This window comes from Burkholderia contaminans, from assembly GCF_029633825.1.
Lineage (GTDB): Bacteria > Pseudomonadota > Gammaproteobacteria > Burkholderiales > Burkholderiaceae > Burkholderia > Burkholderia contaminans.
In genome coordinates, this window is sequence record NZ_CP090641.1 from 204,014 (window position 1) to 225,982 (window position 21,969).

Annotated in this window: 22 protein-coding genes; 8 read left to right on the forward strand and 14 right to left on the reverse strand. The window is 67.4% G+C overall.

Annotated elements, in window-relative coordinates; genetic code table 11:
- Window positions 1-136: 136 nt before the first annotated feature.
- From LXE91_RS18705 to LXE91_RS18730, 6 genes are all read right to left on the reverse strand, one after another.
- Window positions 137-385: a hypothetical protein gene (locus tag LXE91_RS18705; RefSeq protein ID WP_039350758.1), complete on the reverse strand. Its 249-nt coding sequence runs from the start codon at window positions 383-385 to the stop codon at window positions 137-139.
- A 97-nt stretch (window positions 386-482) separates the two neighbouring features.
- Entirely contained in the window at window positions 483-1,010 is a 528-nt protein-coding gene (locus LXE91_RS18710; RefSeq protein WP_039350761.1) for an acyltransferase, read from the reverse strand.
- A gap of 3 nt (window positions 1,011-1,013) precedes the next feature.
- The gene (locus tag LXE91_RS18715) at window positions 1,014-1,958 is read right to left on the reverse strand and encodes an electron transfer flavoprotein subunit alpha/FixB family protein (RefSeq protein WP_039350764.1); all 945 of its coding nucleotides are present in this window, start codon (window positions 1,956-1,958) and stop codon (window positions 1,014-1,016) included.
- Window positions 1,959-1,974: 16 nt separating this feature from the next.
- Window positions 1,975-2,724, reverse strand: coding sequence for an electron transfer flavoprotein subunit beta/FixA family protein (locus LXE91_RS18720; RefSeq protein WP_039350767.1), 750 nt, complete (start codon window positions 2,722-2,724; stop codon window positions 1,975-1,977).
- A 38-nt stretch (window positions 2,725-2,762) separates the two neighbouring features.
- Window positions 2,763-3,551, reverse strand: coding sequence for an SDR family NAD(P)-dependent oxidoreductase (locus LXE91_RS18725; RefSeq protein ID WP_039350771.1), 789 nt, complete (start codon window positions 3,549-3,551; stop codon window positions 2,763-2,765).
- Window positions 3,552-3,617: 66 nt separating this feature from the next.
- Window positions 3,618-4,454: an alpha/beta fold hydrolase gene (locus LXE91_RS18730; protein ID WP_039350774.1), complete on the reverse strand. Its 837-nt coding sequence runs from the start codon at window positions 4,452-4,454 to the stop codon at window positions 3,618-3,620.
- Between the two features lie 137 nt (window positions 4,455-4,591).
- Between LXE91_RS18730 and LXE91_RS18735 the strand changes: the two genes are divergently transcribed.
- From LXE91_RS18735 to dmpG, 6 genes are all read left to right on the forward strand, one after another.
- Entirely contained in the window at window positions 4,592-5,371 is a 780-nt protein-coding gene (locus tag LXE91_RS18735; protein ID WP_039351235.1) for an SDR family oxidoreductase, read from the forward strand.
- A gap of 157 nt (window positions 5,372-5,528) precedes the next feature.
- Entirely contained in the window at window positions 5,529-7,094 is a 1,566-nt protein-coding gene (locus LXE91_RS18740; protein WP_039350777.1) for a DUF1302 domain-containing protein, read from the forward strand.
- A 40-nt stretch (window positions 7,095-7,134) separates the two neighbouring features.
- A complete protein-coding gene (locus tag LXE91_RS18745; RefSeq protein ID WP_039350780.1) occupies window positions 7,135-8,517 on the forward strand; it encodes a DUF1329 domain-containing protein in 1,383 nt (460 codons plus the stop codon).
- An 86-nt stretch (window positions 8,518-8,603) separates the two neighbouring features.
- On the forward strand, window positions 8,604-9,386 hold the full coding sequence (gene dmpE, locus LXE91_RS18750; protein ID WP_039350783.1) for a 2-oxopent-4-enoate hydratase: 783 nt from the start codon (window positions 8,604-8,606) through the stop codon (window positions 9,384-9,386).
- 13 nt (window positions 9,387-9,399) lie between these two features.
- A complete protein-coding gene (locus LXE91_RS18755) occupies window positions 9,400-10,299 on the forward strand; it encodes an acetaldehyde dehydrogenase (acetylating) (protein ID WP_039350786.1) in 900 nt (299 codons plus the stop codon).
- Window positions 10,300-10,315: 16 nt separating this feature from the next.
- On the forward strand, window positions 10,316-11,347 hold the full coding sequence (dmpG, locus tag LXE91_RS18760; protein ID WP_039350789.1) for a 4-hydroxy-2-oxovalerate aldolase: 1,032 nt from the start codon (window positions 10,316-10,318) through the stop codon (window positions 11,345-11,347).
- A gap of 117 nt (window positions 11,348-11,464) precedes the next feature.
- Here the strand turns inward: dmpG and LXE91_RS18765 are convergent, their stop codons facing one another.
- The 3 genes from LXE91_RS18765 to LXE91_RS18775 form a co-directional block, all read right to left on the reverse strand.
- Window positions 11,465-11,713, reverse strand: a complete 249-nt coding sequence (locus LXE91_RS18765) for a hypothetical protein (RefSeq protein WP_039350791.1) — start codon at window positions 11,711-11,713, stop codon at window positions 11,465-11,467.
- A complete protein-coding gene (locus LXE91_RS18770) occupies window positions 11,710-12,957 on the reverse strand; it encodes an alkaline phosphatase family protein (protein WP_039350794.1) in 1,248 nt (415 codons plus the stop codon). The genes LXE91_RS18765 and LXE91_RS18770 overlap by 4 nt, the downstream gene beginning before the upstream one ends.
- A gap of 169 nt (window positions 12,958-13,126) precedes the next feature.
- Window positions 13,127-14,026 carry an AraC family transcriptional regulator gene (locus LXE91_RS18775; protein ID WP_039350797.1) on the reverse strand — a complete coding sequence of 300 codons (900 nt, stop codon included), beginning with the start codon at window positions 14,024-14,026 and terminating at the stop codon, window positions 13,127-13,129.
- Between the two features lie 165 nt (window positions 14,027-14,191).
- On the opposite strand from LXE91_RS18775, the gene LXE91_RS18780 reads away from it, so the two are divergent.
- Window positions 14,192-14,971, forward strand: a complete 780-nt coding sequence (locus LXE91_RS18780; protein WP_039351239.1) for an SDR family NAD(P)-dependent oxidoreductase — start codon at window positions 14,192-14,194, stop codon at window positions 14,969-14,971.
- Between the two features lie 114 nt (window positions 14,972-15,085).
- Complete coding sequence (locus LXE91_RS18785; RefSeq protein WP_039350800.1) at window positions 15,086-15,883, forward strand: alpha/beta fold hydrolase; 798 nt, start codon at window positions 15,086-15,088, stop codon at window positions 15,881-15,883.
- A 175-nt stretch (window positions 15,884-16,058) separates the two neighbouring features.
- Here LXE91_RS18785 and infA read toward each other — a convergent pair whose 3' ends face one another.
- From infA to LXE91_RS18810, 5 genes are all read right to left on the reverse strand, one after another.
- Entirely contained in the window at window positions 16,059-16,322 is a 264-nt protein-coding gene (gene infA, locus LXE91_RS18790) for a translation initiation factor IF-1 (protein ID WP_039350804.1), read from the reverse strand.
- 470 nt (window positions 16,323-16,792) lie between these two features.
- A complete protein-coding gene (locus tag LXE91_RS18795) occupies window positions 16,793-16,996 on the reverse strand; it encodes a cold-shock protein (RefSeq protein WP_006483056.1) in 204 nt (67 codons plus the stop codon).
- Window positions 16,997-17,287: 291 nt separating this feature from the next.
- Window positions 17,288-18,367 carry a 3-ketosteroid-9-alpha-monooxygenase, oxygenase component gene (locus tag LXE91_RS18800; RefSeq protein WP_039350830.1) on the reverse strand — a complete coding sequence of 360 codons (1,080 nt, stop codon included), beginning with the start codon at window positions 18,365-18,367 and terminating at the stop codon, window positions 17,288-17,290.
- A gap of 67 nt (window positions 18,368-18,434) precedes the next feature.
- Window positions 18,435-20,897, reverse strand: a complete 2,463-nt coding sequence (locus LXE91_RS18805) for an efflux RND transporter permease subunit (RefSeq protein ID WP_039350832.1) — start codon at window positions 20,895-20,897, stop codon at window positions 18,435-18,437.
- A 55-nt stretch (window positions 20,898-20,952) separates the two neighbouring features.
- Window positions 20,953-21,924: a WD40/YVTN/BNR-like repeat-containing protein gene (locus tag LXE91_RS18810; protein ID WP_039350834.1), complete on the reverse strand. Its 972-nt coding sequence runs from the start codon at window positions 21,922-21,924 to the stop codon at window positions 20,953-20,955.
- Window positions 21,925-21,969 lie beyond the last annotated feature (45 nt).

Sequence of the window (21,969 nt, forward strand, 5' to 3'; positions counted from 1 at the left end):
CGATCCCGGTGGGGTGGCCGGCTGCGCCTGCGGCGCGGGGATGCGGCAGAGGCACTGACGATTGCGGCGATGCCGCATGAATGATCGTTGTCACGGATTGACAGCGATCGGCTTCAGGTGAAGGAAGCGCCCGCCTTCAGCCCGGCTTCTTCGCCGCCTGCACGACGGAAATCCAGCCCACCACCGCCGCGGCGACCCAGCAGCACGCGATCATCAGGTCGAGATCCATCCAGCCTTCGAAATTCGTGCTGTTTTCGAAGCTGCAGCGCTGATGGCCCCTGACCCAAACGCAGCCATTGATGAACTGCTGGATGTGCATATAAACGCTGTAGACGGCAAAAGCCGACGCAATGACTGTGAGCCGCAAACGGACGTGCTTTTTCATGTGGCGCGGATGCCGGTGGGAAAGCCAGTGCCGATCTTACGGCAACGGCAACCCGCCCGGCAATCCGTCGCATCCTGGGCGCCCGGATGCCCGCCGCTCACCCGTCGATCCGCCTGATCGTGCGCAGGCAGTCGGCCGCCAGTTGCTGATAGATGCGCGTACCGTTCGCCTTCGCGTCGATCTCCGAATCGCTCAGCCGCCGCACGACGCGCCCCGGCACGCCCGCGAGCAGCACGCCGCGCGGCACGTCGTAGCCGGCCTTCACGAACGCGCACGCGGCGACGATGGTCGTGGCGCCGATCGTCGCGCCGTCCATCACGACCGCGTTCATGCCGATCATCGTGTCGGGTTCGAGCGTCGCGCCATGCACGATCGCGCCGTGGCCGACGTGGCTGTTGACGCCGAGCCGGCACGTCTCGCCGATCCCGACGTGCAGCACGCAGCCGTCCTGCACGTTGCTGCCGTCTTCGACGACGATCGCGCCGAAGTCGCCGCGCAGGCTCGCATGCGGGCCGATGTAGCAGCGCGCGCCGATCGTCACGTCGCCGATCACGACCGCGCTCGGATCGACATACGCGGACGAATCGATGCGCGGCCGCATCCCATTGAATTCGAACAGCGGCATCGGTCAGAGCGCCGCGGCCGCTTCCGGCACGAGCGTGAACAGGTCGCCGACCACGCCGTAGTCGGCCACGCTGAAGATCGGCGCTTCCGGATCCTTGTTGATCGCGACGATCACCTTCGAATCCTTCATGCCGGCCAGGTGCTGGATCGCACCCGAGATGCCGACCGCGATGTACAGCTGCGGTGCGACGATCTTGCCGGTCTGGCCGACCTGGTAGTCGTTCGGCACGTAGCCGGCGTCGACCGCGGCGCGCGATGCGCCGAGCGCGGCTTGAAGCTTGTCCGCCAGCGGCTCCAGCACCTTCGTGTAGTTCTCGCCGCTGCCCAAGCCGCGGCCGCCCGACACGATGATGTTGGCGCTGGTGAGTTCCGGACGGTCCAGCTTCGTCACTTCACGGCTCACGAACCGCGATTTGCCGGCATCCGCTGCCACTTCGATCTTCTCGACCGTGGCGCCGCCGCCTTCCGATGCCACCGGATCAAACCCGGTCGCACGCACCGTGATCACCTTGACCGGATCGCCCGACTGCACCGTCGCGATCGCGTTGCCCGCGTAGATCGGCCGCTCGAACGTATCGGCCGATATCACCGCCGTGATCTCGGAGATCTGTGCGACATCCAGCTTCGCCGCAATGCGCGGCGCGATGTTCTTGCCATAGGCGGTGGCCGGCGCAACGATGTGCGCATAGCCATTCGCGACGTTCATCACCGTCGCTTCGACGTTCTCGGCCAGACCGTCGGCCAGTTGCGGCGCATCGGCCAGCAGCACCTTCGTCACACCGGCGATCTTCGCCGCTGCATCGGCTGCCGCTTGTGCGTCGTGTCCAGCGACGAGCACATGAACGTCGCCGCCGCCCACCGCGTTGAGCACCTGTGCGGCAGCGACGGCATTCAACGTCACGGCCTTGATCGACGCGTTGTCGTGATCCGCAATCACCAGAATCGTCATTTCCTTGCGTTCCCTCTTACAGCACCTTGGCTTCGGTCTTCAGCTTCTCGACCAGCGTCTTCACGTCCGGCACCTTCACACCGGCTGCGCGCTTCGGCGGCTCGACCACCTTGAGCACCTTCAGACGCGGCGTCACGTCCACGCCGAGGTCGCCGGGCGTCACGATGTCCAGCGGCTTCTTCTTCGCCTTCATGATGTTCGGCAGCGTCACGTAGCGCGGCTCGTTCAGGCGCAGATCCGTGGTGATGACGGCGGGCAGTTGAAGCGACAGCGTTTCCGCGCCGCCGTCGACTTCGCGTGCGACGGTCGCACGGCCGTCGGCGATCGTCACCTTCGATGCGAACGTCGCTTGCGGCAACCCCGCCTGCGCGGCCAGCATCTGGCCCGTCTGGTTCGAATCGTCGTCGATCGCCTGCTTGCCGAGGATCACCAGTTGCGGCAGCTCCTTGTCGACCAGCACCTTCAACACCTTCGCGACGCCGAGCGGCTCGACGCTGTCGTTCGATTCGACGAGGATCGCGCGATCCGCGCCGATCGCGAGCGCCGTGCGCAGCGTCTCCTGCGCCTGCGCGACGCCCATCGACACGACGACCACTTCGGTCACGACGCCGGCCTCCTTCAACCGCACGGCCTCTTCCACCGCGATCTCGTCGAACGGGTTCATCGACATCTTCACGTTCGCGATGTCCACACCCGTCCGGTCGGATTTCACGCCGACCTTCACGTTCGCGTCGACCACGCGTTTCACTGCCACGAGCACTTTCAACTGCCTGTCTCCTGTTTCGTTGCGTGCGCCGCGCCCTGTCAGCGCGCGGTAAAGCCGCCGTCGATCACGAGCTCCGCACCCGTCACGTAGCGGCCTGCCGGCGACACGAGATACAGGATGCCGGCCGCAATGTCGCGCGGGCTGCCGATCTTCGCCATCGGCACGTTCGTCTGCATGTACTCGAAGGCGCGATCGGGGTCCTGCCCCATCTGGCGGAACGCTTCCTCGAGCATCGGCGTGCGGATATAGCCGGGATGCACCGAGTTCGCACGAATGTTCTTCGCCGCGTACAGCATCGCGTCGACCTTCGCCATCATCCGTACCGCCGCCTTCGACGCGTGATACGCGGGCACGTCGGGCCCGCCGACGATCCCGTACATCGACGACAGGTTCACGATCGAGCCGCCGCCGGCCGCGTCGATATGCGGAATCGCCGCACGCGTGCACAGGAACACGCCGTTCACGTTCACGTCCTGCACGCGCTGCCACTGCGCAAGCGTGAGCTCGTGCGTCGGCACGTTGTGGCCTTCGATGCCCGCGTTGTTCACGAGCACGTCGAGGCGCCCGAAGCGCGCGACGATCTCGCCGAACACGCGCGCCACATCGGCCTCATGCGTGACGTCGAGCGACCAGAACGCGGCCTGGCCGCCCTGCGCGCGGATTTCCTCGACGAGCGCTTCGGCCGGTTGCGACAGCACGTCGAGAATCGCGACGCTCGCGCCGGCGGCAGCCAGCGTGCGTGCGGTTTCCGCACCGATGCCGCGCGCGCCGCCGGTGATCGCGGCCACCTTGCCGCGCAGGTCGAACAGGTCTTCGATGAGCTTCATGTCGTCTCCAGGTATTGGTTCGGACGGGCTGCCCACATCGGGGCCGGCCGTCAGGGGCATGCGGCGTTATCGCGTATTGCGCGTCGCAAGAAAATCGAGGCATTCGCGATTGAAATAGTCGGCGTGTTCCACCATCACCCAGTGGCCGCACCGGTTCATCAACACGAAGCGCGCATCGCGGCAGCGTTCGAGGAACTTCAGCGCGCCGCCGACCGGATTGAAGCGGTCGTCCGTGCCCCAGAAGCCGAGCACCGGCGCACGCAGGTCGCCGAGCGCGTCGGTCAGGTTCGGCACGCTCATCGTCGACAGCACTTCGGTCGGCTGTTCGACGCACACCTTCATCCGTTCGGCGACGAGCGCATCGGTGACGATCGCCGGATCGTGCACGAGCAGCGTCAGCAGCTCGCGCATCGTGTCGTCATTCATCTGGCGATTGGTGAACAGCTTCACCATCCGCTGGATGCCTTCCATCCGGAAATAGGTGTCGCGATCCTCGACGCCGCCCGGCGCCATCATGATCAGCCCGTCGACTTCGCCCGGATGGTCGAGCGCGTACTTCAGCGCGATCGCGCCGCCGAGCGAGTTGCCGAGCAGCACGGCCGGGCCGATGCCGAGCGCGGTCAGCTGCGCATGCAGCGCGCTGACGAAGAAATCGAGCGTATAGGCGACGTCGGCGGGCTTCGACGACTGCCCGTAACCGGGCAGGTCGACGACGATCGCGCGATAGCCGGCCGCCGCGAACGCGGGCACGTTGTGCTTGAAGTTGCTGAAACCGCTGGCGCCCGGGCCGCTGCCGTGGATGAACACCACGGGCCGCCCTTCGCCCGCCTCGTAGTGATGCAGGCGCAGGCCGCCCGGCACGTCGGTGAAGATGCCGGCGGGCGGCGTCGTGGGGATCGTCATCGCGGGTTGTCTCCTTCGTCGTTCGATGGATGTCTGCCACGATGATTGCGCCGCCGGCGTCGGCCGGCATCATCCTTTCAGACTACGAAGCCGCGCGTGCTTCTTCCTATCATCGGTCCACCGAAACGGAGGCAACGATGAACGGATTCGACTACAGCGGCAAGACGGTGCTCGTGACGGGCGGCACCAAGGGCATCGGGCGGCGCATCGCCGAACGGTTTCTCGCGGCAGGCGCGCGCGTGTTCGTGTGCGGACGCAGCGCGCCCGACACGCCGCCTTCTGCCGGCGGCCGCACGGCGGCGTTCGTCGCGGCCGACCTGCGCGACATCGAACAGGTCGACGCGATGCTCGCGACGATTCGCGCTGCGGCAGGCGGCCTCGACGTGCTCGTCAACAACGCCGGCGGCTCGCCGTTCGCGCTCGCGGCCGATGCGTCGCCGCGCTTCACCGAATCGATCGTGCGCCTGAACCTGATCGCGCCGCTGCAACTCGCGCAGCGCGTAAACGCGATCATGCAGCCGCAGCCCGAAGGCGGCGTGATGCTGTTCATCGCGAGCGTCAGCGCGTCACGGCCCTCGCCGGGCACGGCCGCATACGGCGCCGCGAAAGCGGGCCTCGTCAACGCGGTCACGTCGCTCGCCGTCGAGTGGGCGCCGCGCGTGCGCGTGTGCGCGATCAGCCCGAGCCTCGTGCAGACGGAATCGGCCACCGAAGGCCACTACGGCGACGCCGCCGCGCTCGACGCCATTCGCGCGACGATTCCCGCCGGACGGCTCGCGACGCCCGACGACGTCGCCGCCGCGTGCCTGTTCCTCGCATCGCCCGCAGCCTCGTACACGTCGGGCGCGAACCTGCGGCTCGACGGCGGCGGCGAACGGCCCGCGTTCCTGTCGGCCGCGCAGGCCGCCGCACGCTGATGCACGCATGGCCAACCGTACGGCGCGAATTGTTCGCCAGTCCTAGGGAAGTCATCTAGTTCATTTTGACGATTCCCTGCTACCGCGATCTCCCTACTCTGCCTCTCACGACAACACACACAGTCGACCGTCGTCGATACCCCCAAGAGGAGACACCATGCATCAACGGATTTCGCGCCGTACCGACAAGCGGGCAACCGCCACGCTGTCGACGCTGGCCGCCGCGCTGCTGGCATGTGCCGCGCCCGGCGCACATGCAGGCAGCACGATCGAGCTGGGCGCCGACACGACGCTGGACTACACGTTCACGCTCAGTTACGGCCTCGGCATGCGCACCCGCGCACCGAGCGGCAATCTCCTCACGCCGGCGAACATCAACGGCGACGACGGCGACCGCAACTTCGCGAAGAACAAGCTGATCGAGAACCAGGTCAGCCTCCTCGGCGAAGTGAACCTGAAGCACGACGACTGGGGCGTGTTCGTGCGCGCCGACACGTTCTACGACCAGGCGTATCGCCGCCCGAACTACAACGACGCGCCGGGTACCGTGAACCAGTCGGGCCAGTACAACAACTTCACGAGCGATGCGCGCTACTGGTCGGGCGGCCACACGACGCTGCTGGCCGCGTATGCGTACAACACGTTCAAGATCGGCTCGACGAGCCTGAACGTGAAGGTCGGCGACCAGGTCGTCGCGTGGGGCGAGAGCCTGTTCTTCCCGAACATCGCGGGTGCGCAAGGGCCTGCCGACGCGACCAAGTCGTACATGGCCGGCGCCGAAGTGAAGGACATCCTGCTGCCGGTGCCGCAGATCTCCACGCAATGGCAGATCACGCCGAACTTCAGCCTGCTCGGCTACTACCAGTTTTCTTACCAGCAGAACCGGCTGACCGCGCCCGGCACGTACTGGAGCTATTCCGACGTCACGGGCCCCGGCGCGCAGTTCATCATCGGCCCGGGCGGGATGATCATTCCGCGCGGCCCCGACGACAAGCCGAGCGCGCGCAACCAGTGGGGGATCGGCGCACGCTTCCGCGTGCTCGGCGACACCGAGCTCGGCCTGTACCACCTGCACTACAACGACATGAACCCGAGTGTCGTCACGACGTACTTCCCGACGCTCCAGTACCAGCAGACCTACTTCAGCAACATCAAGCTGACCGGCGCGAGCTTCTCGACGCAGGTCGGCCCGGTGAACGTCGCCGGCGAAGTGTCGTACCGCCAGGGGGCGGCCGTGCTCGTCAACACGCCGACCGGCCCGCAGTCGACCCGCGCGAACGTGCTGCAGACGAACCTGTCCGGCATCTACTCGATCGGGCCGAGCTTCCTCGCGAATTCGCAGACGCTGATCGGCGAACTCACGTACGTGCATGCCGGCAGCATCTCCGAGCTCGACGGCTCGACCACGCTCACGAATTCGCGCAACGCGCTCGCGATGGAGATCGCGTGGACGCTCAGCTACAAGAACGTGTTCAACGGCTGGGATCTCGACGTGCCGCTGACCTACACGCACGACCTGACGGGCACGTCGCCGCTCGCCGGCGCGCTCGGCTCGCTGACGGGCCAGGGCGACCACCGCGTGACGGCCGGCGTGACCTTCACGCGCCTGAGCAACCTGCAGCTGTCGCTCGTCTACGCGAAGTTCCTCGGCTCGCCGAACCCGGTCACGCGCCCGCTCGCGGATCGCGACTACGTGCTGGCCACGGCGACCTACCACTTCTGAGCGGCCCGGCCGCTCGTCATTCAGCACTATGAGGACCGATATGAAACGCATTCATCTCCCCCTCCTGCGCGCGTCGGTGATGGCCGCGTGCGCGGTCGTCGCGACGGCGTCGTTCCCGAAGGTCACGCCGGACGACCTGAAGGCGCTCGACGGCCCGCTGACGCCGATGGGCGCGGTGCGCGCCGCGAGCAAGGACAGCGGTGTGCCCGAGTGGTCGGGCAAGTGGCTCGGCACGCCGCCTGACGTGCAGTACAAGCGCGGCAGCCGCTACCCCGACCCGTTCGCGAACGACAAGCCGGTCGCGACGATCACCGCGGAAAACATGGCGCAGTACGCCGAGCACCTGACCGACGGCCAGAAGGCGATGTTCAAGCGCTACCCGGCCACGTTCAAGATCAACGTCTACCCGAGCCACCGCGACTTCCGCTACGCGGATTCCGTGTACAAGGACATCCGTGCATACGCGCCGGATTCGACGATGACGTCCGACGCGAACGGCCTCACGAACGCGCCGCCGACGGTGCCCTACCCGATCCCGAAAACGGCTGCCGAGCTGCTGTGGAACCAGCGCTTCTCGTCGGCGATCGGCGCCGAGCAGGCAACCTACGACCAGGCGGTCGTGTACTCGGACGGCAACGTTGCATGGGGCAAGGTGCGCTACGACATCTACTCGCCGCGCAACTCCGGCAAGTTCGACGTGAAGAGCGACCTGAACAACCGCACGTACTACCGCAACGCGACGGAGCTGCCGCTGTCCGACCGCGGCTCGCTGATCGTCGGCTTCACGAACTGGGACAAGGCCGGCGCGGACAACTCGTCGCGCACGTGGATGTACAACCCCGGCACGCGGCGCGTGCGGCAGGCGCCGGAATACGGCTACGACCAGCCGCAGGGCCCGGGCGGCTTCCGCACCGTCGACGACGACCGCCTGTACAACGGCCCCGGCGACCGCTACGACTGGAAGATCGTCGGCAAGCGCGAGATCTACGTGCCGTACGACAACTACAAGGCGATGGACAGCTCGGTGAAGTACGCCGACCTGCTGACCAAGGGCCACGAGAACCCGTCGTATATCCGCTACGAGCTGCATCGCGTGTGGGTGCTGCAGGCGACGCTGAAAAGCAATTACCGTCACCAGTATGCGAAGCGCGTGCTGTACATCGACGAGGATTCGTGGATGACGCTGCTCGCCGACAACTACGACGCACGCGGCCAGCTGTGGCGCACCAACGTGGCGACGACGCTGTATGCGTATGACGCGAAGGTGTTCTACCCGGGCGTCGTGTTCTATCACGACCTGATCTCCGGCGCGTACATGGCCGACCGCCTGACGAACGAAGGCCCGATGCCGAAGCTCGACAACAGCCCGCAGTTCAACGAGGCGTACTTCTCGCCGGACGCGATCCGAAGTTCGGGTAACTAAGCAACCCGCGCGCCGGAGCCTGTGCTCCGGCGCTCCAAGCCGCCCGCCACGGCGGCCTGTTCCATTCGAGATTCGAGGGCCCTTTCATGTCTTCCCGCCTGCATACGACGCTCGGCGACGAGCTGTACGCCGCGTGGCACGCGCGTGCGCCGGTCGCGCCGCTGTCGAGCCGCCCGCGCCGCCTGTCGCTCGATGACGCCTACCGCATCCAGCAGCGCTTCATCGAGCGCCGCATCGAGCACGGTGAGGCCGTGGTCGGCAAGAAGATCGGCGTGACGAGCCAGGCCGTGCAGGACATGCTGAACGTGCGCCAGCCCGATTTCGGCATCCTGCTGTCCGGCATGCACTACGCGGCCGGCGAAGCGATCGCCGCCGATACGCTGATCGCGCCGCGCGCCGAGGGCGAGATCGCGTTCATCCTCGCGCGCGACCTGCGCGGCCCCGGCATCGACCGCACCGACGTGATCGCCGCGACGGCCGCCGTCGCGCCCTGCTTCGAGATCGTCGATTCGCGCATCCGCGACTGGGCGATCCGCATCGAGGACACCGTCGCCGACAACGCGTCGTGCGGCGTGTACGTGCTCGGCGACGCGCGCGTCGATCCGCGCACGCTCGACCTCGCCGCGTGCGAGATGACGATCGACAAGAACGGCGAGCCCGTCGCACAAGGGCGCGGCGACGCGGCGCTCGGCCACCCCGCCGACGCGGTCGCGTGGCTCGCGAACACGCTCGCCGCGTACGACGTGCCGCTGCTCGCCGGCGAGATCGTGCTGTCCGGCTCGCTTGCCAAACTGATTCCGGTCACGGCCGGCGACGCGCTGTCGATGCACATCTCCGGCATCGGCAGTTGCGACGTCCGCTTTATCTAAAGGAAGAATCCTGATGAAGAAAATCAAATGCGCACTGATCGGGCCCGGCAACATCGGCACCGACCTGCTCTACAAGCTGCGCCGCTCACCGGTGCTCGAACCCGTGTGGATGGTCGGCGTCGATCCGGCGTCCGACGGCCTCGCGCGGGCGCGCGAGTTCGGCCTGAAGACCACCGACCGGGGTGTCGACGGGCTGCTGCCGCACGTGGCCGCCGACGACATCCGCATCGCGTTCGACGCGACCTCCGCCTACGTGCATCGCGACAACTCCGACAAGCTCACCGCGCTCGGCGTGAAGATGATCGACCTGACGCCCGCCGCGATCGGTCCGTACTGCGTGCCGCCGGTGAACCTCGACGCGCATCTCGACAGCGCGCAGGCGAACGTGAACATGGTGACCTGCGGCGGCCAGGCGACGATCCCGATGGTATATGCGGTATCGCGCGTGCAGCCGGTTGCGTACGGCGAGATCGTCGCGACCGTGTCGTCGCGCTCGGTCGGCCCCGGCACGCGCAAGAACATCGACGAATTCACGCGCACGACGTCCGGTGCGATCGAACAGGTCGGCGGCGCCCGCAAGGGCAAGGCGATCATCGTGATCAACCCGGCCGAGCCGCCGCTGATCATGCGCGACACGATCCACTGCCTGACCGACGGCCCGCCCGACGTCCACGCGATCACCGCGTCCGTGCATGCGATGGTCAAGGAAGTGCAGCGCTACGTGCCCGGCTATACGCTGAAGAACGGCCCGGTGTTCGACGGCAATCGCGTGTCCGTCTTCATGGAGGTCGAAGGGCTCGGCGATTACCTGCCGAAGTACGCGGGCAACCTCGACATCATGACCGCCGCCGCGGCCGCCACGTCCGAGCGTTTCGCCGAACAGATGCTGGCCGCGACGGCCGCCACCGCTTGAGTCGAGGAGTCACACGATGTCACTTGCAGGCAAGAAGATCGCCGTCCACGACATGTCGCTGCGCGACGGGATGCACCCGAAGCGCCACCAGATCACGCTCGACCAGATGCGCAACATCGCGCGCGGGCTCGACGCGGCCGGCGTGCCGCTGATCGAGGTCACGCACGGCGACGGGCTCGGCGGCGCGTCGGTCAACTACGGGTTCCCCGCGCATACCGATGAGGCGTACCTCGGCGCCGTGATTCCGGAGCTGAAGCAGGCAAAGGTGTCGGCGCTGCTGCTGCCCGGTATCGGCACCGTCGAGCATCTGCGCATGGCGCACGAACTCGGCGTCGGCACGATCCGCGTCGCGACGCACTGCACCGAGGCGGACGTGTCGGAGCAGCACATCGGCCTCGCGCGCACGCTCGGGCTCGATACGGTCGGCTTCCTGATGATGGCGCACATGTCGTCGCCGGAGCAGCTCGTCGTGCAGGCGAAGCTGATGGAGTCGTACGGCGCGAACTGCATCTACATCACCGATTCGGCCGGCCACATGCTGCCGGATGACGTGACCGCACGGATCGCCCGGGTGCGCGACGCGCTGAAGCCGGAGACCGAACTCGGTTTCCACGGCCATCACAACCTCGCGATGGGTGTCGCCAACTCGATCGCGGCGGTTGCCGCCGGCGCGAACCGGATCGACGCGGCCGCGGCCGGCCTCGGCGCCGGCGCGGGCAACACGCCGATGGAAGTGTTCGTCGCGGTGTGCGACCGGATGGGGATCGAAACGGGCGTCGACGTGTTCGCGATCTCGGACGTCGCCGAGGATCTCGTCGTGCCGATCATGGACGCGCCGATCCGCCTCGACCGCGACGCGCTGACGCTCGGCTATGCAGGCGTCTACTCGTCGTTCCTGCTGTTCGCGAAGCGCGCGGAAGCGAAGTACGGGATTCCGGCGCGCGACATCCTCGTCGAGCTGGGCCGGCAGCGGCTCGTGGGCGGGCAGGAGGACATGATCGAGGACGCGGCGCTGACGATGGTGCGGGCGCGGGCGGTGGCGGCCTGAACGTACGCGGCCGGCAATCGTCCGGACGCAGCGGCACAGCGGCAAACGGGGCGCAAGCCCCGTTTTCATTTCGGATGCGCGGATCGAGCGACGTCGGTCACGCATCGCCCGCCGGCTTCAGCGATGCTTCCCCCCGTGCCGCTTGCGCCGATGGGCTTCACGCGCCTGCAACAGCGACGGCATCAGTTCCTCGATGTATTGCCGCGCCTGCCCGCGCGTCACGATCTCGCTGAAGCGCTGATGGGCCTTGTCATGGCCAACCAGCGCCGCATGCGCTTTCTTCAGGATGTGCAGAAACGCGATCAGGCTCGTGCCGTCGCGCACGGGCAGCGCATCGCGCGGGTCGGCGGCCGGTGTCGTACTCATGATCCGATCCTTTGCGGGCAGTCGGTGCGGCACGTCGGGGTCACGAGTGCCAGCAGGTCGTTCGCGAGACGGTCGCGATCCGTCAGCGGCGCGAGGCCGAACAGCCGCTCGAGCGTCGCGGCGACCGATGCATGATCGTACGGCGTGTGGTCGACCTGCCCGGCCGCGACCCACGGCGAGATCACGATCGCCGGCACGCGCACGCCATACACGTCGAACCCGAAGCCGCTCGCGTTCAACGTCGCCGCCGCGCCATCGTTCGGCGGCGGCGCGGCGCCCGGCCTGACCGAATCGTAGAAACCGCCGTGCTCGTCGTAGCAGATCACGAGCAGGCTGCTGTTCCACACCGGCGAATTGCGGATCGCGTTGTACACCCGCGCGGCGAGCTGGTCGCCGCCGGCAAGGCCATCCATCGGGTGCTGCGAGCTGCCGTTCTGGTACGTGCCGTGCACGATGTCGCCGTATCCGGGCTCGATGAACGTGTAGCGCGCCGTATAGCCGGCCGCGAGATCGGCCTCGAAGTGCGCGAGGTCGTCGATGTCGAAGAAGCTGATGCCCTTCAGCGACGCGACCTGCGGCACGTGGCCGAGCGGGTCGCCGGTCTGGTCCTGGTAGATGCGCCAGTTGTCGTCGCCGAGCGCGGCGAAGATCGAACCCTTCGGATACGGAAAGCCGTTGAACGCATCCCATCCGGCCATTTCTTCCCTGGTCGGCGAATGGTCGAGCCCGGCCGACGATGCGCCGTGCAGGAAGAAGCGGTTCGGCCAGGTCGGCCCCGGCATCGACGCATGCCATGCGTCGCACAGCACGAACGCGTTCGCGAGCGCGTGCAGCGACGGCGCCTGCGTCGCGATATCGACGCCCTGCATGATCTTGCCCGCGTCGGCCGGCTGCGGCGGCGTGCCTTCGGAATGCGATGTCGCGTAGTTCGACACGAACCCGGTGTTGACGACCGGCGGATACGGCTGCCCTTTCACGAACGGCACGCCCGCGCCGCACAGCTGTTCGAGCACGTCGTTGAATTCGTGGCACGGATCGGTCGGCATCCGGTCGGGCGCGCCGCCGCCGAACGGATACACCGCGTCACCGTACGCATTGCTGTTACCCGGCGAAGCGGCAACGATATCGGGGTAGCCCGACAGCGCGAACAGATGATCGAAGGAACGGTTCTCGAGCATCAGCACGAACACGTGCTGGATGCGGTCCTGAACCGACGGGGATGCGGGGGCTGCGTCTGCACTCATGGCGCCTCCTGGCGTCGCGCGACGAAAGTCCTGCTGGCACGATCGTCGGCCCGATGAAAGCTGCTGAAGGAATTGAAAGCCGTGGCGCGGGCCGCGAATTGCCGATGAGTGTACGACCGCCCCGGCCCGCACGTAAAGCCGCACGCGAACCGCGTCGCGGCGGGCGCGTTCAACTGTCCGCCGACGCGGTTTTCAGCGTGACGACATCGCGCCGCGGCGGCGCACCGAACATCCGTGCGTATTCGCGGCTGAACTGCGACGCGCTTTCGTAGCCGACGCGATACGCGGCCGTTTCCGCGTTCGCCGCGCCCGTCACCATCAGGTGCCGCGCTTCCAGCAGGCGCAACTGCTTCTGGTACTGCAGCGGCGTCATCGACGTGAGCGCCTTGAATTGCCGGTGAAACGCCGACGGGCTCATCTGTGCGACAGCGGCGAGATCCTCGACGCGGATCGCCTCGGCGAACTGGCCGCGCAGCGCATGGATCGCCGCGACGACGCGCTGCGCATGGCCGTTGGCGAACACGACGCGCGCGACTTCGCCGCCGTGCGGCCCCGCGAGCAGCCAGTAGCAGATCTCCCGCTTCACGAGCGGCGCGACGACCGGAATCGCGGCCGGCGTATCGAGCAGCCGCATCATCCGCAGCACGCAATCGGCGAGCGGCCCGCCGAAATCGGTCACGCACACGCCATGGCCGATCGCGCCACGCGGTTGCGATGGCGGCGTATCGAGTCGTTCGAGTACTTCACGCATCATCGCGATATCGAATTCGAGCACCATGCCGAGGAACGGTTCGGTCTCGCTCGCCTTGACGATGCGGCTCGTCGCCGGCATCTCGACGCTGACGACGAGCGCGCGGCCGGGCCCGTAGTCGTACCGGCGCCCGCCGAACGTCGTCCACTTCGCGCCCTGCACGACGACGCACAGCGCCGGTTTCATGATCAGCGGCGCGGGCAGCTTCTCGCGATTGGAACGTAGCAGGATCAGCCCGTCGATCGCCGTCGCGAACGGGCTCTCTTCACCCGCCGCGCCCGTCAGGCGAGCGACACGTTCGACCAGTTCGTCCGACATACAGCCCCTCCGTATCCCGATGTCCGGATGGTACACGCGGCGCGACGCTTGCCGGGGCAGTCGGGCAGGATCAGGCAAGAACGCGGCCGGTTCCGGCATTCAGGCGCGGCAGCCGCCACCGTACGCTTGGCGCTGTTCGTCACCGACTTCGATCAGGAGCCCAGCATGACCGCAACGCAATCCCAACCTTCCACCCCGAAAATCGCCGTCGTCACCGGCGGTAGCCGCGGGCTTGGCCGCAATACGGTGCTGCATCTCGCGCAGCGCGGCGTGCGCGCGATCTTCACCTATCACTCGAATCGCACCGAGGCCGATCACGTCGTCGCGCTGGCCGCCGACGCCGGGCAGGCGGCGATCGCGCTGCCGCTCGATACGGGCGACAGCGCGACGTTCGACCGCTTCGCCGGGCAGCTCCGCGAAGCGCTGGCCAGTTGGGGCGCCGACCGGTTCGATTTCCTCGTCAACAATGCAGGCACGTCGCATCACGCGCCGATCGCCGAAACGACGGAAGCCGATCTCGATGCGCTCTATCGCGTGCACTTCAAGGGCGTGTTCTTCCTCACGCAAGCGCTGCTGCCGCTGATCCGCGACGGCGGCCGCATCGTGAACGTGTCGTCGGGCCTCACGCGCGTCGCCATGCCGGGCAGCGCGGCGTACGGGTCGATGAAGGGGGCGGTCGAGGTGTTGACGCGCTATCTGGCCCAGGAGCTCGGCCCGCGCCGCATCGCGGTGAACGTCGTCGCGCCGGGCGCGGTGGCAACCGACTTCAGCGGCGGGATGGTGCGCGACAACCCCGAAGTCAACCGGCGCGTCGCGGAATGGACGGCGCTCGGCCGCGCGGGCGAGCCCGACGACATCGGGCCGATGATCGCGTCGCTGCTGTCGGACGACAACCGCTGGGTCAATGCGCAGCGCATCGAGGTGTCGGGCGGGATGGCGCTCTGAGCGTTGACTTTCACCGAGCGGCCCGATACGATCGATGCACTTTCAAGACGCCCTCCCGGTCCGCCGGGAGGGCGTTTCGTTTTGGTTCCGCCAACCAAAAGGAAACCCCTTGAAATGAACCGTATCGACATCCTCGCCTCCGGCCCGAATGGCGGCCTCGGCTACCTGCAGCACGGCACCGGCCCCGAATGCGTGATGGTCCTGCACGACTGGCTCGGCGACCGCACGAACTACACGGTGCTGCTGCCGTATCTCGACGAAGCGGCGTTCACGTACGTGTTCGTCGACCTGCGCGGCTACGGCGAATCCATCCACCTGAGCGGTGCCTGTACCGTCGACGAAATCTCGGCCGACTGCCTGGCGCTCGCCGATCGTCTCGGCTGGCAGCGCTTTCACGTGATCGGCCATTCGATGACCGGCATGGCGACGCAACGGCTCGCCGCCGACGCGCCATCGCGCGTCACGAGCGCGATCGCCGTGTGCCCGGTGTCGGCGGCCGGCAATCGCCTGAACGACGACGCACGTGCCTTCTTCGCGAGCACGACCGTCGATGACGATGCGTTTCGCCGGCTCGTGCGATTCGTGACGGGGGGATTGTCGGCGCGCTGGGCCGACGTGAAACTGCGGCAGAACCGCGAGCGTGTGGCGCCGGAGTGCCGGCTCGCGTATCTCGACATGCTGACCGGCACGGATTTCGTCGACGACATCCGCGGGCTCGACACGCGTTTCCTGGTGATCGTCGGCGACAAGGATCCGGGGCTCGACGCAGCGGCGATGCAGGCGACGTTCCTCGCGTGGCATCCGAACGCGCGGCTCGTGACGATACCGAATTGCGGGCATTACCCGATGCAGGAATGTCCGCCGTATTTCGCGATGATCGTCGAGGATTTCCTGCGGGACGCGGCCGCCTGAGCGTTGTGCACGCGCGGCGGCCGGTGAAGGCGGTGTGGGCCGCCACGGCATGACGATGCCGGCGGCCGGCGGACGGCACGCGATGTGTCGTCCACCCGGCTCGTCCGGCCTCGTCGGCCGGACAGGATTCGATCGGCGAGGCAGTGCTGCATGCCCGCGCCGATCGTTGCCGCGCTTAACGGCGCGGTTGGCCGCTGCGCTGCGGACGCGGGGAATTCGCGTCCTTGTGACGGAAGTTGATGCGACCCTTGGTGAGGTCATAGACCGACAGTTCCAGCGTCACACGGTCACCCGCGAGAATGCGGATGTGGTTCTTGCGCATGCGGCCCGACGCGTACGCGCCGACCACGACGCCGTTTTCCAGCGTGACACGGTATTTGCTGTCCGGCAGCACTTCGTCGACGATTCCGTCCAGTTCCAGCAGTTCTTCTTTTGCCAAACCAATTCCTCCAGACAAGGTAATTGACCGCGGCCGCGGCGATCTGCCCGGCGCCGTGCCCCACAACGGGACGGCGGCCGGCAGGCTGCCGGGGATCGGTTCGTTCAGACAGGCCCAGGGCCTGTCTTGCGATCGGAGCCCGGCGCGTTACGGCGTTCAGGCGGTCGGTGGCGGCGGCGCATGGAGCGCCGCGCAAAGTCGGGACCGCGCCTGCTACGGCATGGCGGCGGTCTGCTCGGGTTGATGCGTTGAAGCGGTGATGCGCTCGCGAAACGGCAGGCGCTTCACGAAGGCGTTGCGTCGCACGCGGGTCACGCATGCGATGAGGGAGGCGTCACGACCGATGCATCGTGGATGTCGCGATGCATCGGTCGTGCGCATCGGAAACGCGCCGGCTGCCGCCAAAGCGGCGCCCTGCGCGCCAATCCAGCCGGCAGCGGCCACCAATTGGCGGCCGTTGCCGATGCGACTTACTGCGGCGTGATGTTCGACGCTTGCAGACCCTTCGGGCCGCGCTTCACTTCGAAGCTGACCTTCTGGCCTTCGGCCAGGGTCTTGAAGCCCGTGCCGCGAATTTCGGAGAAATGGGCGAACAGATCGTCGCCGCCGTTGTCAGGGGAGATGAAACCAAAGCCCTTGGTTTCGTTGAACCACTTGACGGTACCGGTATCCACAATTACTTCCTTAATACAAATGACGAATGATTGAACATGCGCCCGTGAAGGGCACAGAAAGAATCAAAAGAGGGAGAGACCAACGACCGCCGCACGGAGTGCGGCCAATGATGAGCAATCGAACTTCTTGAACACTTCGGTCATGGACACTACGCGCTAGTGGCCGCTTCGTCAAGTCTTTTTGATGCGATGCACAAGCATGCCCGCCGCGTGCGCCTTACGCGGCGGGCGTTGCCGGCCGACGGGAAGCATTTCGATACGCCCCCCTTTTTCGGCCGGGCCGCCGCGTTTTCACTGCGGCTCGAACACGTGATGCAGCGCCGGGGGCGCGTCACCTTCGCGAATCCGCATCTCGAACGCCTTGCGGGCGACGCTCGTCGGCCGCACGTCCGCCACGTCCAGGTAGAACTGCGAATACCAGTCGCGCATCTGGTACAGCGGCCCGTCGCCTTCGCACAGCAGCGGGTTGTCGATCCGCGTCTTGCTGTGCCAGATGTCGACGTCCTCGTAGAACGCGCGCTGCGCTTCCTTCACGTACGCGTTCGCGATCTCCATGTTCTGCGCGTCGGTCAGCCCGGGCACCTTCTTCACGATCACGCCGTAGCGCAGCTCGAAGCTGTTCATGTCGATCGGCACATGGCAGTTCAGCAGCACCGAGTGGATCGGCTGCCCGCCGCTCTGCCCCGTCATCTGCGTGATGTGCACGGCCGGCCCGAAATACGTCGACAGCGCGGTCAGGGCGTCGCCGCCGAGCTTTTCGCTGCGGCCGACCATCAGTTGCGTCGCCTTGTGATCCTCGAACAGGTTCGCGAAATAGTCGATCGGCGCGCGGTGCACGGTCGCGAAGTGCGCGACGTCCGAGATGTTGTCGACCAGCTCGCGGCAGTTGGCCTGGATCACCATCTTGTCGACGACCCAGTCCGACCATTCGTCGGAGAAGCACACGTCGAGGCGCGGAATCGCGACCTCCGGCGGCGGCGCGTTGCCTTCCGGGTCGTTCCACACGAACAGCAGGTTGTTTTCCTCGCAGGTCGGCCATGCGCCGATGCGCGCCTTCGGCGGGATCCGCTTGCAGTACGGGATCGATGCGCACTGCCCCTCGCCACTCCACGCCCAGCCGTGGAACGGGCACACGAGGTGGTCGCCCTGCACCGTGCCGAGGCTCAGGTCGGCGCCCATGTGCGGGCAATACGCGTCGACGATGTTGACCTTGCCGGTCGAATCGGCGAACGCGGCGAGCTTGCGGCCGAAGGCGTTCAGCGTGTGCGGCTTGCCGTCCTTGAAATCGCGGGCGAGCCCGAGGCAGTGCCAGCCGCGCGCATAGCGCTGCGCGAGCGGCTGGGCTTCGATCTTGTAAGGGCGTGCGGACATGTGGGTTGACTCCTCTTGTGGAGAGCGCGCGGCGGCCGGCCGCGCGCGGGGGGAATGGGCGCGCCGGTCAGCGCATCGGGTTGCCGGATTCGAGCGCGGGCGACGGCTCCAGCGGCGCCGGAGCCGCCGGCGACGGCTGCTGCTGGTGCGGCACACGGCGCTCGGCCTGCTCGACGCCGAGCCATGCGGCGAGCGCGGGCAGCAGGAACACCGCGCCGAACAGGTTCACGAGGAACATGAACGCGAGCAGCACGCCCATGTCGACCTGGAACTTCAACGCGGAGAACGCCCAGGTACCGACGCCGATGAACATCGTGACGGCCGTGAACAGCCCCGCCGTGCCGCGCTGGCGCATCGCGTCGGCGAAGGCATCCGGCAGCGTCGCGCCGTGGCGGATGTCGTGCTGCAGGCGCTCGTACAGGTAGATCCCGTAGTCGACACCCACGCCCACGCCGAGCGTGATCACCGGCAATGTCGCGACCTTCAGCCCGATGCCGAGGCGCGCCATCACCGCATTGCACAGGATCGACACGAGCGTGAGCGGCACGATGATGCACAGCACCGCGCGCCACGAGCGGAACGTGACCGCGCAGAGCAGCGCAATCGCGCCGAAGATCGACAGCAGCATCGCGATCTCCGCGTCGCCGACCGCCTCGTTGGTCGCGGCCATCACGCCGACGTTGCCGCCCGCGAGCCGGAACGCGACGTTCGGCGTCGGGTTCTCGGCCGCGAAGCGCTTGATCTCGTCGACGATGTGCGCGATGGTCGTGCCTTCGTGGTTCTTCGTGTAGATCAGCACCTGGATCGCCTTGCAGTTCGCGGTGTTCATCCCGTTGTCGGGGTCGAACGCGTTGGAACCCTGCGTGAGGCCGTCGCTGGAGCGCGGCAGCGCGGCCCAGCGCGGGTTGCCCTCGTTGAACGCGGCGATGAACACCTTGCCCTGCGACGACACGCTCGTCACCGACTGCACGCCGGCCACGCCGCGCATGTTCATCTCGAACTTCTCGATCGCGCTCATCACCGGGTAATGGAGGCACGCATCGTCGAAGCCGGTCGTCTCGACGATCACCGACAGCACGTCCACGCCGATGTTGTACTGGTGCGTGATCGCCGCGTTGTCGACGTTGTAGCGCGAGTTCGCGCGCAGTTCAGGCGCACCGGTGCCGATGTCGCCGATCTCCAGCTTGCGCGATTCGAGCGTGCCGTACGCGAGCAGCGCGAGCGCCACCGCGAACACGCCGAGCGCCGGCGCCGGCCGTGCGAACACCGCGAAGCGCGACCACATCGGGCTGCCGCCGGCCGCCGCGGTGCGCTGCGCACGCGCCAGCGTGCCGCGCTCGAGGCGCGTGTACGACAGCAGGATCGGCAGGAACACCTTGTTCGTCACGATCATCAGCAGCACGCCGAGGCACGCGGTGATGCCGAGCTCGCGCACGATGTCGATCCTGATCCGCATGATCACCATGAAGCCGAGCGCGTTGGTCAGCAGCGCGACCGTACCCGGCACGAACAGCTTGCGGAACGCGTCGCGCGCGGCATCGACCGACGACGCGCCGCGCACCAGCGCCTGCTTCCACGCGTTGGTCATCTGCACGGCGTGCGACACGCCGATCGAGAAAATCAGGAACGGCACGAGGATCGACATCGGGTCGATGCCGAGGCCAAGCAGCGGCAGCGCGCCGAGGAGCCACACGACCGGCAGCAGCGCGACGACGAGCGCCAGCACGGTGGTCTTCAACGAGCGTGTGTACGCAAACAGCAGCGCGGCCGTCACGAGGAACGCGAGCGCGAAGAACGCCATCACGCCCGCGATGCCGTTTTCGACGTCGCCCACCAGCTTCGCGAAGCCGATGATGTTCACGTCGATGCCCTGCTTCGCGTAGCGCGCGCGGATTTCCTCGAGCTGGCGCGCGACCGCGCTGTAGTCGAGCCGCTTGCCGGTGGCCGGGTCCGTCTCGCGCAGCTCCGCGCGGATCAGCGCCGACTTCAGGTCGTTGCCGACGAGGCGGCCGATCTGCCCGGAACGCGCGACGTTGCGGCGCACCTTCCCGAGATCGTCCGGGTTCGCGCTCGAGAACTGGCCCGGCACGACCACGTCGCCACGAAAGCCGGCCTCGGTCACTTCCGTGTAGTGGACGTTCGGCGTGAACAGCGAGAACACGCGCGAGCGGTTCACGCCGGGGATGAAGAACACGTCGTCGGTCGCATGGCGCAGCGCGTCCATGAACGTCTGGTTGTAGATATCGCCGTCGCCCTTCCAGCGCAGGCTCACGAGGATCGTGTTCGCGCCGGGGAACGCACCCGCATAGCGGTCGAACACCTGCATGTACGGGTGCTGCATCGGGATCATCTTGTTGAAGCCCGGATCGAGCTTCAGGCGCGTCGCGGACAGCCCGAGCGCGAGCGTCACCGCGACGCACAGCAGCATCAGCAGCTTGCGCCGGCGGATGATCGTGTCGGCGCAGCGCTCGACGAACGCGGCGAGGCGCGACGCGGGAACGGCTTCAGGGGAGCGTGACAGGTCGTTCATGGAATTCTCTTGTCGATGCGAAACGAACGGGAGCAGGCAGCAGGACGGCCGCGCGTCAGGACGGGCTTGACGCAACCGCGCCGGCGAGCGGCGCAACGCCGGCCTCGCCGCCGAGCAGCAGCGCGCCGTGGCCCATGTCGAGCACGGCCGCGAGGCTCTGCACGCCGCCGAGCTTGCGCACGTCGAAGGTCAGCCCGCCGTCGCGCGACGCGACGATCGCGCCGCCCTGGCCCACCAGCACGAGTTCGCCGTCGGCGAGCTGGGTCGCGCCGAAGTACGACACCGGCACGTGGCTGTCGACGTGCGTCCAGGTCGCGCCGCGATCGGTGCTGCGCACCACGTTGCCGCGCATCCCGTACGCGACCCAGTCGCCGTTCGCGAGCATCAGTGCGCCGAACAGCGAACCGGCGTACGGCGACGGCAGCTTGTCCCACGTCGCGCCGTTGTCGGTCGAGCGCAGCAGCGTGCCGCTCTCGCCCGCGACCAGCAGGGTGCCGTGGCCGTCGCCGACGATCGCGTTCAGGTGACGATCGCCGGCCGGCGTCTTCACGGTCTGCCAGTTCAGGCCCGCATCGTCCGAGCGCAGCAGCTGGCCGAAGCTGCCGGCCGCGAACAGCGGGCCGTCGGCCGTGCCCCATATGGACAGCAGCGGATCGGAATGGGCGTGGTCCGTGTGCACTTCGCGCCAGTGCAGGCCGGCGTCGTCGCTGCGCACGATCCTGCCGTCGTGGCCGACCGCGATGCCGAGCGTCGGCGTGATGAAGCGCACCTGCGTGAGCGTCGATGCCTGGCCGGGTGTGATCGCGGCCGGCCGCCAGTGGGCGCCCGCGTCGTCGCTGAGCAGGATCACGCCGCGTTCGCCGACCGCGGCGATGCGCGCGCCGGCCCGGGCGAGCCCGTTGACCTGCAGCCGGTCCGCATGGATCGCGGTGACCGGGAACGCCGGCAGCGGGCGCGGCGAAAACGCGAACAGCGCGGCGCCGAGCACGAGCGCCGACATCGCGAGTCCGGGCAAAGTTCGTTTCATCGCTTGTCTCCTGTGTCTGCGTTCGACGACGGTTCGCGCCATCGC